At 70.1% G+C, this 14,665-nt stretch carries 13 protein-coding genes and 1 pseudogene; 9 read left to right on the top strand and 5 right to left on the bottom strand.

Annotated features, from left to right (window positions below):
- Position 1: 1 nt before the first annotated feature.
- Positions 2-478: a GNAT family N-acetyltransferase gene (locus tag ACFXGI_RS08035; RefSeq protein WP_384704611.1), complete on the top strand. Its 477-nt coding sequence runs from the start codon at positions 2-4 to the stop codon at positions 476-478.
- Positions 479-485: 7 nt separating this feature from the next.
- Here ACFXGI_RS08035 and ACFXGI_RS08030 read toward each other — a convergent pair whose 3' ends face one another.
- Complete coding sequence (locus tag ACFXGI_RS08030) at positions 486-2,237, bottom strand: bifunctional 3'-5' exonuclease/DNA polymerase (protein WP_384704610.1); 1,752 nt, start codon at positions 2,235-2,237, stop codon at positions 486-488.
- 86 nt (positions 2,238-2,323) lie between these two features.
- Between ACFXGI_RS08030 and ACFXGI_RS08025 the strand changes: the two genes are divergently transcribed.
- Complete coding sequence (locus tag ACFXGI_RS08025) at positions 2,324-3,493, top strand: DUF2786 domain-containing protein (protein WP_384704609.1); 1,170 nt, start codon at positions 2,324-2,326, stop codon at positions 3,491-3,493.
- Here the strand turns inward: ACFXGI_RS08025 and tatA are convergent.
- Entirely contained in the window at positions 3,490-3,663 is a 174-nt protein-coding gene (gene tatA, locus ACFXGI_RS08020; RefSeq protein WP_384704608.1) for a Sec-independent protein translocase subunit TatA, read from the bottom strand. The genes ACFXGI_RS08025 and tatA overlap by 4 nt on opposite strands.
- Before the next feature lie 290 nt (positions 3,664-3,953).
- On the opposite strand from tatA, the gene ACFXGI_RS08015 reads away from it, so the two are divergent.
- Entirely contained in the window at positions 3,954-4,190 is a 237-nt protein-coding gene (locus ACFXGI_RS08015) for a DUF397 domain-containing protein (RefSeq protein ID WP_030868010.1), read from the top strand.
- Between the two features lie 142 nt (positions 4,191-4,332).
- Here the strand turns inward: ACFXGI_RS08015 and ACFXGI_RS08010 are convergent, their stop codons facing one another.
- On the bottom strand, positions 4,333-4,872 hold the full coding sequence (locus tag ACFXGI_RS08010; RefSeq protein ID WP_384704607.1) for an ATP-binding protein: 540 nt from the start codon (positions 4,870-4,872) through the stop codon (positions 4,333-4,335).
- Positions 4,873-5,218: 346 nt separating this feature from the next.
- Between ACFXGI_RS08010 and ACFXGI_RS08005 the strand changes: the two genes are divergently transcribed.
- From ACFXGI_RS08005 to ACFXGI_RS07980, 6 genes and pseudogenes are all read left to right on the top strand, one after another.
- Positions 5,219-6,097: a helix-turn-helix domain-containing protein gene (locus tag ACFXGI_RS08005; RefSeq protein WP_384704606.1), complete on the top strand. Its 879-nt coding sequence runs from the start codon at positions 5,219-5,221 to the stop codon at positions 6,095-6,097.
- Between the two features lie 89 nt (positions 6,098-6,186).
- The gene (locus ACFXGI_RS08000) at positions 6,187-7,644 is read left to right on the top strand and encodes an aldehyde dehydrogenase family protein (protein ID WP_384704605.1); all 1,458 of its coding nucleotides are present in this window, start codon (positions 6,187-6,189) and stop codon (positions 7,642-7,644) included.
- 109 nt (positions 7,645-7,753) lie between these two features.
- Complete coding sequence (mrdA, locus tag ACFXGI_RS07995) at positions 7,754-9,835, top strand: penicillin-binding protein 2 (protein WP_384704604.1); 2,082 nt, start codon at positions 7,754-7,756, stop codon at positions 9,833-9,835.
- 95 nt (positions 9,836-9,930) lie between these two features.
- Positions 9,931-10,443 (top strand): DinB family protein, encoded by a 513-nt coding sequence (locus ACFXGI_RS07990; RefSeq protein ID WP_384704603.1) that lies wholly within the window; start codon positions 9,931-9,933, stop codon positions 10,441-10,443.
- A 94-nt stretch (positions 10,444-10,537) separates the two neighbouring features.
- The gene (locus tag ACFXGI_RS07985; protein WP_384704602.1) at positions 10,538-11,296 is read left to right on the top strand and encodes a MerR family transcriptional regulator; all 759 of its coding nucleotides are present in this window, start codon (positions 10,538-10,540) and stop codon (positions 11,294-11,296) included.
- 193 nt (positions 11,297-11,489) lie between these two features.
- A pseudogene (locus ACFXGI_RS07980) lies at positions 11,490-12,158 on the top strand (DedA family protein); the annotation flags it as partial.
- 129 nt (positions 12,159-12,287) lie between these two features.
- Here the strand turns inward: ACFXGI_RS07980 and ACFXGI_RS07975 are convergent.
- Positions 12,288-13,943 (bottom strand): threonine/serine exporter ThrE family protein, encoded by a 1,656-nt coding sequence (locus tag ACFXGI_RS07975; RefSeq protein WP_384704601.1) that lies wholly within the window; start codon positions 13,941-13,943, stop codon positions 12,288-12,290.
- Between the two features lie 137 nt (positions 13,944-14,080).
- Entirely contained in the window at positions 14,081-14,575 is a 495-nt protein-coding gene (locus ACFXGI_RS07970) for an inorganic diphosphatase (protein WP_007264878.1), read from the bottom strand.
- Between the last annotated feature and the right edge of the window lie 90 nt (positions 14,576-14,665).

Below are 14,665 nucleotides of genomic sequence, written 5' to 3'. Positions count from 1 at the left end.
AATGAGCGATCAGAGTGTGGTGCTGCGCGTTGCCGGTCAGGGCGATCTCGACGTCGCGGGTGGGCTGTTCCGCGGCTACCTCGACTTCTACGAGGTGAAGGTCGAGGACCCGGACGCACCCCGGGCGTTCCTCGCCGAGCGGATCCGGGCCGGTGAGTCGCTGGTGCTGCTCGCCGACGTGCCGGAGGCCGGCACGGTCGGTTTCGCGCAGGTCTACCGGACCTTCTCCTCCCTCGCCCTGCGGCCGATGTGGATCCTGAGCGACCTGTACGTCGACCCGTCCGGCCGCCGTACCGGCGCCGGGCGGGCGCTGCTGCGCGAGGTGCTGCGCCGGGCGCGGGAGGCCGGGGTGTCCGGGGTGCAGCTGGAGACGGCGTACGACAACCACGTCGCGCAGGCGCTGTACGAGGCGGAGGGCTTCGAGCGCGAGGAGTTCCACGTCTACTTCCACGGACTGGACGCTCGCGCAGTGGGGTGAGGCTCCGCTATTTCGCGTCCGCGTAGCACTGCACGATCGCCGTCGTGAACGGGAAGCGGACCGGGGTGTCGCCGAAGGCGATGCGGCCGGCGCGGTCGCCGGCGGTGCGGATCGCCTCGGCCACCGCCTCGGCCTCCTCGGCCGGGCAGTGCACGATCACCTCGTCGTGCTGGAAGAACACCAGCTCGGCCCGCAGCCCGGCACCCGCGATGGCCTGGCGGAGGGCCGCGAGGAGCAGCAGGGCCCAGTCGGCGGCGCTGCCCTGGACGACGAAGTTACGGGTGAACCGGCCGCGGGCCCGGGTGTTGGTGGAGGCGTAGCTCGGGGTCCAGCCGTCCTCCCGGTCCTGCGGGATGCCGGCTTCGCCGTCCTCGTCGGCGCCGACCGGCGGCGGGCAGGTCCGGCCCAGCCAGGTCCGTACGAGGCGGCCCTCCTCGCCGGCCTTGGCGGCGTCGTCCACGTACGCCACGGCCTGCGGGAAACGGCGGCGCAGGGCGGCGAGGTTCTTCAGGCCGTCGCCGGAGGTCTGTCCGTACACGGCGCCGAGGACGGCCAGTTTGGCCTTGTCGCGGTCGCCGGAGAAGCCCTGGCGGGAGACGGCCGTGTAGAGGTCCTCGGGGCGTCCGGCCACCTCCATGAAGGCGGGGTCGCGGGAGATCGCGGCCAGGACGCGGGGCTCCATCTGGTCGGCGTCGGCGACGACGAGCCGCCAGCCGGGGTCGGCGACGACGGCTCTGCGGATCACCTTCGGGATCTGCAGGGCGCCGCCGCCGTTGGTGACCCAGCGGCCGGTGAGGGTGCCGCCGGGGACGAACTCGGGGCGGAAGCGGCCGTCGCGGACCCAGTCCTGGAGCCAGGACCAGCCGTGGGCGGTGTAGATCCGGTACAGCTTCTTGTACGCGAGGAGCGGCTCGACGGCGGGGTGGTCGAGCTCCTGGATCTCCCAGCGGCGGGTGGACTTGAGCCTGATCCCGGCCTCGGCGAAGGCCTTGATGACGTCGGCCGGCAGGTCGGGGCGCACGCGGCGGCCGAACGCGGCGGAGACCTCCTCGGCCAGCTCGGCGAGGCGGCGGGGTTCGCCGCCGCCGGCGTACCGCTCGCCGAGGAGCTCGGTGAGCAGGGCGCGGTGGACGTCGGCGCGCCAGGGGAGGCCGGCGCGCTGCATTTCGGCGGCGATGAGGAAGGCCGCCGACTCGGAGGCGGTGAGCAGGCGCATGCGGTCGGGGTGGGCGGTGGCGGCCGTGCGCTTCGCCTGGTCGCGGTAGACGGCGACGAGGGCGTCGAGGGGGAGCGGGATGGAGGCGGGCCGGGGGTCGAAGAGGGAGTCCTGGGCCTGGGCCTGGGCGGTGGGGGCGGCGGCTCGGGCGGGGGGATCGGGGGGTACCGGGGCGCCGGTGAGGCGGGCCCAGGCGGCAGCGGCCGAGCGGGGTTCGCCGGAGCGCCCTTCGTGGGCGAGGAGGAGGAGCTCGGTGTCCTCGATGTCGTGGCAGCGGTCGACGCGGGCGCCTGCGGCGAGCAGGCGGGGGTAGACGGCGGTGGTGCTGCGCCAGATCCAGCGGGTGGGGGTGGGGGCGGTGCGGATCGCTTCCGCGGGGTCTTCGAAGGTGAGGCGGTCCCCGCCGGCGGGGGTGGAGCGGGTGGAGGCGGCGGCGGGGGTGGTGGGCGTGCCGGGGGCGGCGTGCGTGGGGGTGAGCGGCATTGCGTGCCAGAGGCCGTCGGGGGCTTCGGCCAGGGCCCAGTGGGGGATGGGGTCGCTCATGGGTGCGAGTGTCCCACCGGGGGCTGACAGTCCGGCCTGGTCGGCGCGCGGGGGGTGGGGTCGGTGGGGCGTGACAAGCTGGGGTGGTGAGAGAGATTGTCGATCGGGCTTGTCAGGCCGCGCTCTACAGCCAGGACGATGCCGGGTTGGATGCCGGGGCCTCGGTGCTTGTCGGGGACGGCGGGCAGTGGGGTGGGGTCGGGCGGGAGCTGTTGGCGCGCGGGGACGCGTATGTACGGCAGGCCTGGGAGCGGGGGTGGCAGCCCGCCGATGTGCTCCGGCTCGTGGGGCGGGACCTCGGCGACCGGCATCTGCGGATCACCGGCGACCTGATCGCCGCCGAGGCGCGCCGGTACGCCCGGCTGCCCGAGCGGTGGACCGACGCCGAGGTGTGGTGGGGAGACGACCGCGCGTACGGGGAAGCCCTCGTGCGGCGGGAGAAGAGCGATCGGTTCAGCCTGGCCACCGCCGTGCTCGAGGTGTTCCGGCTGTTGATCCGGCTGCCCTCCATCGAGGCGGTCGGGCCACTGCCCGGGGACCCCGTCGGCGACGCCCTGGAGCACGCGCACATCGAGCCCCGCATGCTCTCGCGCATCCGGGCGCTGCTCGCCAAGGCCGAGGCGACCAACTTCCCGGAGGAGGCCGAGGCACTCAGTGCCAAGGCGCAGGAGCTGATGGCCCGGCACACCGTCGACGAGGCCGTGCTCGCGGCGAGCGGCAAGGGGCCCGCGCAGGTGCCCGCGGCCTGCCGGATCGGGGTCGAGGCTCCTTATGAGGAGGCGAAGGCGGTGCTGCTGGACGCCGTGGCCACTGCCAACCGGTGTCGGGCGGTGTGGAACAGCGCCTTCGAGTTCTCCACCGTGGTGGGGTTCGAGAGCGATCTGGAAGCCGTCGAGCTGCTCTACACGTCCCTGCTCGTGCAGGGCACCGCCGCCATGACCCGTGCCGAGGCCGCGCAGCGCTCCGGCGGGCGGAAGCGGACCAAGACCTTCCGGCAGTCCTTCCTGCTCGCGTACGCCAGCAGGCTCGGCCAGCGCCTCGCCGAGACCGCCGAGCACACCGTGGCCGAGGCCCCCGACAACCTGCCCGCCCTGGTGGCCCGCGACGTCGCCGTCACCTCCCGGGCGGACGAGATGTTCCCCCGGACCACCACCACCCGGCTGCGCGGTGCCACCGACCACGCGGGCTGGGAGGACGGCACCGCCGCCGCCGACCGGGCCCACATGGCCACCAGGCGGCGCCCGCTCCCGCGTTAGTGCTGCCGTCCGTCGCCCTCGCCCCGCAGGGCCTGCGTTTCCGACTTCAGGATGCGCATCGACCTGCCCACCGCGCGGGCCATGTCGGGCAGCTTCTTCGAGCCGAAGACCAGCACGCAGACCACGAGGAGCAGGATCAGGTGCCAGGGCTCAAGGGCGTTGCGGAGCATGCGCGGTCCCCTTACGGGTGATGGGAATTCCGGTGCGGTCCCGACCATCGAACAGCGCCGCCCGCGTACGGACAAATCTGAAGAAGGCCTGAAGGGCGGACGGCGCCCGACCCTGGCCGGAGCTTGATCCAGGCTTTATAAGGGTCTGATTCGCCCCTGATCCACCCGAGTTCTTCCCTGACAGTGATCAGGGGAGCACCCTCCGCGTGCACGTGCATCTGCCCATGCATGCGCTTATGAACACAGCTATGATCCGGTGCAGTTGACATCTGCACTATCGGGGGCTTCCTGTGGACCACGCGTACAACGGGATGGCAGCTGCAGAACTCGACGGAGTGACCTGGCAGAAGAGCAGACACAGCAACTCGCAAGGTTCCTGTGTGGAGTTCGCCAAGCTGCCGGGTGGCGCTGTCGCCATGCGCAACTCGCGATTCCCGGACGGGCCGGCGCTCGTCTACACGCCGGCCGAGATAGAGGCGCTGCTGCTGGGCGTCAAGGACGGCGAGTTCGACCACCTCATCGCCTGATCGGCCGGAGGGACGGCCGGAGGAACGGCGCGCTGATCAAGCCATGCACGTGCACTGGCCGGGACTGATCGCAATGATCAACCCCGGCCAGTTTCAATCACCGAGTCCGGTTTTCGGCCCCGCGCCCCCGCGCCCCGCCGCCCTACTCGTGCAGCATGAACAGCGCCCAGACCACCTTGCCGGTCAGCCGGCCCGCGAGCGGATGCCAGCCCCAGCTGTCGCTGTAGGCGTCCACGAGGAACAGTCCGCGCCCCGACTCCAGGTCGCAGTTCTCCTGCGTGCGCTCCGGCGCGAACGACCCGCCCGGCCGGTCCTCGCTGGGATCCCGTACCGCGCACACCAGCCGGGTGCTCCACCGCATCAGGTGCAGCCGTACCGTCGGTTCCGGCTCGCCCGAGCCCGCCCCGGAACCCGGCCCCGAACCGCCGCCGACCCCGGCGTCATCAGGCAGGGCATGGCGCAGCGCATTCGTGACGAGCTCGGAGACCACCAGGGCCACGTCGTCGAAACGCTCGTCGAGACCCCACTGCGACAAGGTCGACCGGGTGAACGAACGGGCGCCCCGCACCGCCTCGAAGCGGGCGGGCAGAGCGCAGGAGGCGGACCCGGAGACAGCCGTGGGGTCGACCGGGGGCAGCCCCTGCCGTAACGGCTCGAGCATGGTCGATCCATTCGTCCCCATGCGAGGCACTCCCGGGATTCGCGGGCGGAGCGGCGCGCTCCGTCCAGAAAGAACTGCGGGGTGGGTCCGGCGCCGGCGCGAAAGAGCACGCAGGTGCGCGGCACCATCGTTCCGAATGCAGAAGCTGGATGCAAGGGCAGATGCACGTGCACGCGCCGGACCTGTCCACTCCCGTGATGGTTCTTGCTCATTTCTTCCTACGCATACTTACGGACTTCTTTTCCGGGCGCCGGGATTCCGTTACAGAACGAGTACGGACCGATGCGTTTTGGTGGCAGACTGCGGGGCCTGGGGCGCGGGGGCCCCGGCGACGCACATCACGCGCAGACCACGCGTACACATGGCGATGGGGAGGGCAGGACTAGTGACCGCAGAAGCAAGCGGTTCTGTGGTGCGCCGCATCCTCCTGGGCTCTCAGCTCAGGCGACTCCGAGAATCCCGCGGCATCACCCGTGAGGCGGCCGGCTACTCGATCCGCGCATCCGAATCGAAGATCAGCCGCTTGGAGTTGGGAAGGGTGGGCTTCAAGGCAAGGGACGTGGAGGACCTCCTCACGCTCTACGGAGTCACGGACGGCGCGGAGCGGGAGTCCCTGCTGGGGCTCGTCCGCGAGGCCAACGCGGCCGGCTGGTGGCACAGCTACGGCGACGTGCTGCCCGGGTGGTTCCAGACGTACGTCGGCCTGGAGGGCGCGGCCTCGCTCATCCGGATCTACGAAGTCCAGTTCGTCCACGGCCTGTTGCAGACCGAGGCCTACGCCCAGGCCGTCGTCAGCCGCGGCATGCCCGGCGCCACCAAGGCCGAGATCGACCGCCGCGTCGCGCTGCGCCTGGAGCGCCAGAAGGTGCTCGTCTCCGAGAACGCCCCGGTCTTCCACGCCGTCCTCGACGAGGCCGCCCTGCGCCGCCCGTACGGCGACCGCGACGTCATGCGCGGCCAGCTGGAGCACCTCATCGAGGTCTCCCAAAGGCCCAACGTGCAGCTCCAGGTGATGCCGTTCTCCTTCGGCGGCCACGCGGGCGAGAGCGGAGCCTTCACCCTGCTGCGCTTCCCGGAGTCCGATCTCCAGGACATCGTCTATCTGGAACAGCTCACCAGTGCCCTCTACCTGGACAAAGACGAGGAAGTGGCGCAGTACGAAAGGGCGATGGAGCGGCTCCAGGCCGACTGCCCCGATGCCGACCGGACGCGGGATCTTCTCCGCGGCCTGCTCCAACTGTCTTGATTCGCACGTAGTATGACGTCTGATCAGTGCATGATGACCGATCGGTCTCCGGTGCAGCGCACGGGTGCGCGCTCGCAGTAAGGGATGGCATGTCCATATTCGACGACCTGGCTCACCAGTACATCGACGGCGAATGGCTGGCCGGCACCGGTTCGTGGGACATCATCGACGTCAACCCGTACAACGGGGAGAAGCTCGCGGCCATCACCGTGGCCACCGTCGAGCAGGTGGACCGGGCCTACCGCGGCGCCGAGAGCGCCCAGAGAGAGTGGGCCGCCACCAGCCCTTACGCCAGACGCACCGTCCTGGAACGCGCCCTCCGCATCACCGAGGAGCGCGAGAAGGAGATCATCGAGGCGATGATCGACGAGCTCGGCGGGACCCGTCCCAAGGCCGAGTACGAGGTGCACCTCGCCAAGGAGTTCATCCGCGAGGCGATCCAGCTGGCCATCCGCCCCGAGGGCCGCATCCTCGCCTCGCCGGTCGACGGCAAGGAGAACCGGGTCCAGCGCCTCCCGGTCGGCGTCGTCACCGTGATCAGCCCGTTCAACTTCCCCTTCCTGGTCACCCTGAAGTCGGTCGCCCCGGCCCTGGCCCTGGGCAACGCGGTGGTGATCAAGCCGAACCAGAACGCACCCGTGGTCGGCGGCGGGGTCATCGCCAAGATCTTCGAGGACGCGGGCCTGCCCGCCGGACTCCTCAACGTGCTGGTCACGGACATCGCCGAGATAGGCGATGCGCTCCTGACCCACCCCGTCCCGAAGGTCATCTCCTTCGCCGGCTCCGACCGGGTCGGCCGGCACGTGGGCTCGGTCGCCGCCCGCCACTTCAAGCGGACGGTCCTGGAGCTCAGCGGCAACAGCGCACTCGTCGTCCTCGACGACGCCGACCTCGACTACGCGGTGGACGCGGCCGTCTTCAGCCGCTTCGTCTACCAGGGCCAGGTCTGCATGGCCGCCAACCGGATCCTGGTGGACGCCTCGATCGCCGAGGAGTTCACCGAGAAGTTCACCACCCGCGTGCGGGGCCTGAAGACCGGCGACCCCCACGAGGCCGACACCCACATCGGCCCGCTGATCAACTCCTTCCAGGCCGACGCGCTGACCGCGCTGGTGGACCAGGCCGTCGAATCCGGGGCCCAGGCCCTCGTACGCGGGTCTACGCGCGGCAACCTGGTCGAGCCGACCGTCCTGGCCGGCCTGCCCGAGGACTCCCCGCTGCTCGGCCAGGAGATCTTCGGCCCGGTGGCGCTGCTGGTGGTCTTCGACGGCGAGGACGACGCCGTACGGTTGACCAACGCGACCCCGTACGGGCTGAGCGGCGCCGTGCACACGCGGGACGTGGAGCGCGGCGTGCGGTTCGCGCAGCGGATCGAGACCGGGATGATGCACGTCAACGACTCGACCATCGGGGACGAGCCGCTCGCCGCGTTCGGCGGGGAGAAGGCCTCGGGGCTGGGCCGGCTGAACGGCGAGGCCACGATCGAGGCCTTCACCACCCAGAAGTGGATCTCCGTGCAGCACGGCCGCACCACTTTCCCGTTCTGACGCCGACGCCCTTCCGGCCTCTGGTCCCCTTCCGGCCTCGTTTCTCCTTCCGGGGTCGCTCTAGACTCGTGCGAGTCAGTGGCGGGCAGCGTTCCGGGGGAGTCCTGAGTTGAGCAACATTCCGGAGACGGGGCGCACGCCCCGGGTCCAGAACCGCCTGGTCGTCATCCAGGTGGTCGTCTTCTCCCTGCTGCTCACGCTGGGCGGGCGCCTGTGGTATCTCCAGGTCCGCAACGGCCAGGAGTACACGGACGAGGCGAAGAACAACCACACCCAACAGGTCGTCCAGCCCGCCGTGCGCGGCTCGATCCTGGACTCCCGCGGGGTGCCCCTCGCCGACAACGAGACGCGCATGGTCGTCTCCGCCAGCCGTACCGACCTCACCAAGATGAAGGACAAGGGCAAGGACGTCCTCACCCGGCTCGCCGGCGTCCTGGGCCTCAATCCGGACGAGGTGGTCAACAGTGTCCGGCTGTGCGACGCCAAGACGCCCAAGCCGTGCTGGAACGGTTCCCCGTACCAGCCGATCCCCGTCACCGACGAGGCGACGACGGACCAGGTGCTGGAGATAAGGGAGCACGCCGAGCAGTTCCCCGGCATCACCGCCGAGCCGACCGCCCTGCGCCGCTACGTCGGACCCGACGGGGCCAACACCTCGCAGGTGCTCGGCTACCTCTCGCCCGTCACCGACGCGGAGATCACCAAGGCCAGGAAGGCCGACTCCCCGTACCTGCGCTCCGACCAGGTGGGCCGTTCCGGCCTGGAGCGCACCTACGACAAGGAGCTGCGCGGGAAGGCGGGCGTCACCCGCTACGAGGTGGACAACCTCGGGCGCGTCATCGGGCAGGCGCAGGCCGACAAGCCGACGCCCGGCTCCAACATCGTCACCTCGATCGACTCGCGCGTGCAGGCGGTCGCCGAGCGCGAGCTGAACAACGCGATGCTCGAAGCGCGCAAGACGTACGACAAGATCACGCACAAGAACTACGAGGCCGATTCGGGCGCGGTCATCGTCATGGAGGCCAAGACCGGCCGGATCGTGGCGATGGCCTCCAACCCGACGTACGACCCGAACGCGTGGGTGGGCGGCATCTCCGCCAAGGACTACACGTCCCTCACCGACAAGGAATCCAACTACCCGCTGCTCAACCGGGCGATCCAGGGCCAGGCGGCCCCCGGCTCGATCTTCAAGGTGGTCTCCTCGACCGCCGCGGTGAACGCCGGGTACCCCTTCAACGGCCGGTACGGCTGCCCCAGCTCGTACTCGGTCGGCAGCCAGACCTTCACCAACTTCGAATCGCAGGGCTACGGCGACATCACCATCGGCCGGGCCCTCGAAGTCTCCTGCGACACCGTCTACTACGGCATCGCGGACAAGGAGTGGAAGAAGGACGGCGGGATCAACCCCAAGAAGGACCCGGGCGACTGGTTCTACAGGACGGCCCACGAGTTCGGGCTGGGCAAGGCGACCGGCGTCGACCTGCCGAACGAGGTGAACGGCCGGGTCCCCGACCGCCAGTGGAAGAAGGACTTCTTCGAGGCGAACAAGGCCGCCTGGTGCCGGGACGGCAAGAAGGACGGCTCGTACGCCGAGAAGATCGCGTACGAGAACTGCCGCCAGGGCAACCAGCTGCGCGAGGGCGACGCGATCAACTACTCGATCGGCCAGGGCGACACCCTCGTCACCCCGATCCAGATGGCGTCGATCTACGCGGGCATCGCCAACGGCGGCATTACGCACCAGCCGAGCATAGGCAAGGCGGTCGTCAGCGCCGACGGCACCTCGGCCAAGGAGATCGCGCCGAAGGAGCAGGGCCGGCTGCCGATGGACGCGGAACTGCGCGACGACATCGACGGCGCGCTCGCCTCGGTGGCCACGACCGGCAGCGCGGCCTGGCGGTTCGGCGGCTGGCCGCAGAAGCAGATCCCGATGCACGCGAAGACCGGCACGGCGGAGGTCCAGGGCAAGCAGACCACCTCCTGGTTCGCCTCGTACACCGAGGACTACGCGATCGTCATGACGATCTCCCAGGGCGGTACGGGCTCCGGGGCTTCCGGGCCGGCGGTCCGCAATATCTACGAGGCGATGTACGGGCTCGACGAGAAGGGCAGCCAGGACCTGTCCAAGGCCCTCCTCCCCAAGCCGCAGACGCAGCTCCCGGCCATCCGCCCGGAGGGTGTCGGAAACTAGGCCCGACACCGGCGGGATTGAGGACAGGACCTGACCGCGACCCTTCGTAACGTGTTCCTTGTCAGAGGGAAGACCCACGAAAGAGGCGGTTGGTCATGGCTCACATCTCCGAAGAGGTCCCGGGCGACGAGCGCGGCACGCTCCTGCTCTTCGTCGAATCCCAGCGCACGGCGATCCGCGAAACGCTGGCCGGACTGACCGCGGAGCAGGCGGCGAGCCGGCCCAGCGCGAGCGAGCTGTCGCTGTCCGGGCTGGTCAAGCACGTGGCCGGGGTCGAGCTGGCATGGCTGCGGATGGCGCAGGGGCGGGCGGGCGAGACCGAGCAGAACCCCGACTCCTGGGCCGATGCCTTCCGTCTCGTCGGGGACGAGACCATCGAGTCCGTCCAGGCCTTCTGGGACGAGGTCACGGCCGAGCTGGCGGCCTTCGTACGGGACCTCCCCAGCCTGGACGAGACCTTCCCGCTGCCGCAGGCGCCCTGGTTCCCCGAGAACGCCAAGGTCTCGATGCGCTGGATGCTGCTGCACCTGGTGGAGGAGTTCGCCCGGCACGCGGGCCACGCGGACGTCATCCGCGAGTCCCTGGACGGCACCAAGGCGATGGGATAGCAGCGGCTCCGACGGGGACCTTCGGGGCGGACTTGCACCTCACGTGGCGTGAGGGCTCAGAGTGAAGGGCGTACCGACCGAAGGAGCGGAAACCATGAGCCACTCCGTGGGACAGGTCGCCGGATTCGCCGGAGTGACGGTGCGCACCCTGCACCACTACGACGAGATCGGCCTGCTCTCCCCAAGCAGCCGCAGCAGCGCGGGTCACCGGCGTTACGACGACGCCGACCTCGACCGGCTGCAGCGGATCCTGTTCTACCGGGAGCTCGGCTTCCCGCTCGAAGAGGTCACGGTCCTGCTGGACGATCCTGACTCGAACCCGAGGGAGCACCTGCGCCGGCAGCATGCCCTCCTGTCCGACCGGATCGCCCGGCTCCAGCAGATGGCCGAGGCCGTTGAGCACGCCATGGAGGCGCAGAAGATGGGCATCAACCTCACGCCCGAGGAGAAGTTCGAGGTCTTCGGGGACTTCGACCCCGACCGGTACGCGGACGAGGCGCACCAGCGCTGGGGGAACACGGACGCGTACAAGGAGTCCGCCCGCCGGGCGGCCGGCTTCACGAAGGAAGACTGGAAGCGCTTCCAGGACGAGGCGGACGCGATCAACCGGCGGTTCGCCGCGTTGCTGGACTCCGGCGCGGCCGCGGATTCCGAGGAGGCCATGGACGTGGCGGAGGACCACCGCGGCTGGATCGACCGCAACTGCTATACCTGCTCGCACGAGATGCACACGTGCCTGGGGGAGATGTACGTCGCGGACGAGCGCTTCACGGCCTACTACGACAAGATCCGGACCGGCCTGGCGGTGTTCGTGCGGGACGCGATCCTCGCGAACGCCGTCCGCAGCGTCTAGGGCCTGTCTTCCGGACCGGGCCGTGGCGGCCGCGGCGAAGCGTCCGGACGGCCTGATGTTCCTCACATGGCCCCCTCCCGGTACCTGGAACCGGGAGGGGGTCCTGTGCGTTGATAATTGAAACCGCCGTCTTGTCCGGCGCACCCGCGGGCGCCCGCCGCGACACCCCCAGATCCAGGAGAGCCCGGAACTCGTGTACACGCTTGCGCTCGGCCCTGAGTGGCTGTCCCCGGAGTATCTGATCGGGCAATTCGGTCTGATCGGCATCCTGGTCATCGTTTTCGCCGAGTCCGGCCTCTTCGCGTTCCTGCCGGGGGACTCGCTGCTGTTCACGGCGGGCCTGTTCACCGCGAGCGGGACGATCACTCAGCCGCTGTGGCTGGTCTGCACCCTGATCTCGGCGGCCGCCATCATCGGCGACCAGGTCGGCTACATGATCGGCAAGGTCTTCGGTCCGAAGATCTTCAACCGGCCGAACTCCAAGCTCTTCAAGCGCGAGAACCTCGACTCGGCACACGACTTCATGGAGAAGCACGGCCCCAAGGCCATCGTGCTCGCGCGCTTCGTGCCGATCATCCGCACCTTCGCGCCGATGGTCGCGGGCGCGACGGCGATGAAGTACCGCACCTTCCTGACGTTCAACGTCATCGGCGGCATCCTGTGGGGCGCGGGCGTCACGATCCTGGGCTACCAGCTCGGCCAGTTCGAGATCATCAAGAAGAACGTCGAGCCGATCTTCATCGTCATCGTCCTGATCTCCGTCATCCCGGTGATCTTCGAGGTGCTGAAGGCCCGCAAGGAGAAGAAGGCGGCGGTCGCCTCCGGCGGGCAGCCCGCGGCCGAAGAGGACCCGCAGGCCCCTGGCCGGCGCAGCGGCCGCCACGCCAAGCGCTGAGCCCCGTACAGGCCCGTCCGAAAGCCCCGGCGACCCGATAGGTCGGCCGGGGCTTTCGCGTGTGCGGGGCTGAGGGGCTGAGGGGCCGGGGGGCGTCTAGAAGCCGCGGGTCCGCTTGGCCGCGCGCCGCTTGGCCGCGCTCGCGGCCCCCGGGATCCGCATGAACAGCCGCGAGGTCTCCGACCCCAGGTTGACCCCGATCGCGATGGCCAGCGCGATGGCGGCCGCGTTCACCAGCGAGCCGAGGCCCTCGTTCAGCCGGTTCTCGGCGATCAGCAGCAGCCCGTAGTACGTCGCCGAGCCCGGCAGCAGCGGGCCGATGGCCGCCGTCGTGTACGGCAGGGCCGAGGCGAACCGGTACCGGGAGAAGAGCTGGCCGAAGAGGCCGACCAGCCCGGCGGCGATCGCCGTGGAGGGCACGGGCGGGATGCCGCCCGCGTAGTGCAGGGCACCGAAGGTCACCCAGGCGACCCCGCCGTTCAGCGTCACGATCCACACGGTGGAACGTTCCTGCTGGAGCAGGATCGCGAACGTGAACACCAGCACCATCGAGGCCGCGATCTGGATCGGCGGCCGCTGGGTGATCTGGAGGACCTCCTCCGGCTTCGGCGAGGGGCCCAGATGGAGCCCGAGGTACAGCACGACCAGCACGCCCATGATGATGCCGATGAAGAGGTACATGACCTCCAGCAGCCGGGCGGAGGCGGTGATGTAGAAGCCGGTCAGGCCGTCCTGCACGGCCGCGACCAGGGCCCGCCCGGGCAGCAGCGCGAACAGCCCGCCGGTGATCACCGCGGAGGCGCGTACGTCGATCTCGGCCAGCTTCAGGGCCACCCCCATGGCCGCGGGCGGCATCGCGGCGACCACGAACTGGTAGAACTCCGGCAGCCCGCGCCCGGCGCACAGCCAGGCCAGCCGGTCGCCGAGCATCGCACCGATCGCGGCGGCGAAGAACACGAGCACCCCGCCGCCGACCAGGGTGGAGGCGGCCCCGGCGAGCAGCCCGGCGGCGGCCGTCAGGACCCAGGAGGGGTACGGGTGCCGGTTGCGGCGGATCTCGGCGAGGCGCCGGTAGGCCTCCTCCAGCGAGAGCTCGAACTCGTGCGCGCTGATGTCGTCCACCAGCTGGTAGACCGCGGCCAGCCGGGTGTAGTCGGTGCCGCGGCGGCGTACGGTCCGGCTCGCCGAGACCGGATCGTCGACGAGCGAGGGCTGGTGGGTGATCGAGAGGAGCGTGAAGGTGACCGTCGGCTCGCAGCGGTCCAGCCCGTACGAGCGGGCCACCGCGAACATCGCGGCCTCCACGTCCTCGGCGCCCTCGCCGCCCGCGAGCAGCAGCTCGCCGATGCGCAGGGTGAGGTCGAGCACGCGGCCCACGGCGGGCCCGGACTCGGCGTGCTTCTGCACGGCCTCCGGGACGGGCCGGACGTCGACCGGCATGCGCAGCATGGTGCGCATGCGGTCCTGCCAGGGGGATTCCTTCATCAGTGAGACGGGGAACCCCGCGCCGGGGGTGTAGGCGGGCGGGGAGTGCTGGGCGCTGTACGTGGCCGGGGGCGCGAAGGCGGAGCCCTCGGGTCCGGGCCCGGCGGCCGGCTCGGGAACCCCTTCCGGCACGGCGAACTCGGAGGTCGGCTGATCTTCGTCGACCGGTTCGGGCTCGATTCCGGAGGGGGCAGTGAAGGCGCTGCGCGCCTCGTCGGATTTCGGCTTCCGGTCCTCCGTACCCCCGGATCCCTCGCCCTCCGCCACACGTCCTCCAGTCCCCGGCCAGCCCGGGTATCAGTATGCGGAACCGTTTCGTCCTCGGCGAAACCAGACGACGAACGGGCGGTACCCCCTCGGTGAAGGGGTACCGCCCGTTCTTGTCGTTCAGGGGCTGAGCGGACTCAGTGGTGGCCGCCCTGCGCCTCGAGGCGCTTGAAGGAGGCCTCGATCTCGGCCTCGGCCTCGGCGCGGCCGACCCAGTTCGCGCCCTCGACCGACTTGCCCGGCTCCAGGTCCTTGTAGACCTCGAAGAAGTGCTGGATCTCGAGGCGGTCGAACTCCGACACGTGGTGGATGTCGCGCAGGTGCTCCACGCGCGGGTCCGAGGCCGGCACGCAGAGCAGCTTGGCGTCGCCGCCCGCCTCGTCGGTCATGTTGAACATGCCGATCGCGCGGCACTTGATCAGGCAGCCCGGGAAGGTGGGCTCGTCCAGGATGACGAGGGCGTCCAGCGGGTCGCCGTCCTCACCGAGGGTGTTCTCGACGAAGCCGTAGTCCGCCGGGTAGCTGGTGGAGGTGAAGAGGCGACGGTCCAGACGGATCCGGCCGGTCTCGTGGTCCACCTCGTACTTGTTCCGCGAACCCTTGGGGATCTCGATGGTGACGTCGAACTCCACGTCCTGCTCCTCCATGATCAGCTTCATTTGCTTCGGGACTGCATTGATTCATCTGCTCGCGGGTCGCCCCCGGCCCTGCCGGGTGGGGTG

This window comes from Streptomyces sp. NPDC059355, from assembly GCF_042752335.1.
GTDB lineage: Bacteria > Actinomycetota > Actinomycetes > Streptomycetales > Streptomycetaceae > Streptomyces.
The sequence above is the reverse complement of the archived record's forward strand: the minus strand, read 5'-3'. Positions and strand labels throughout refer to the sequence as shown.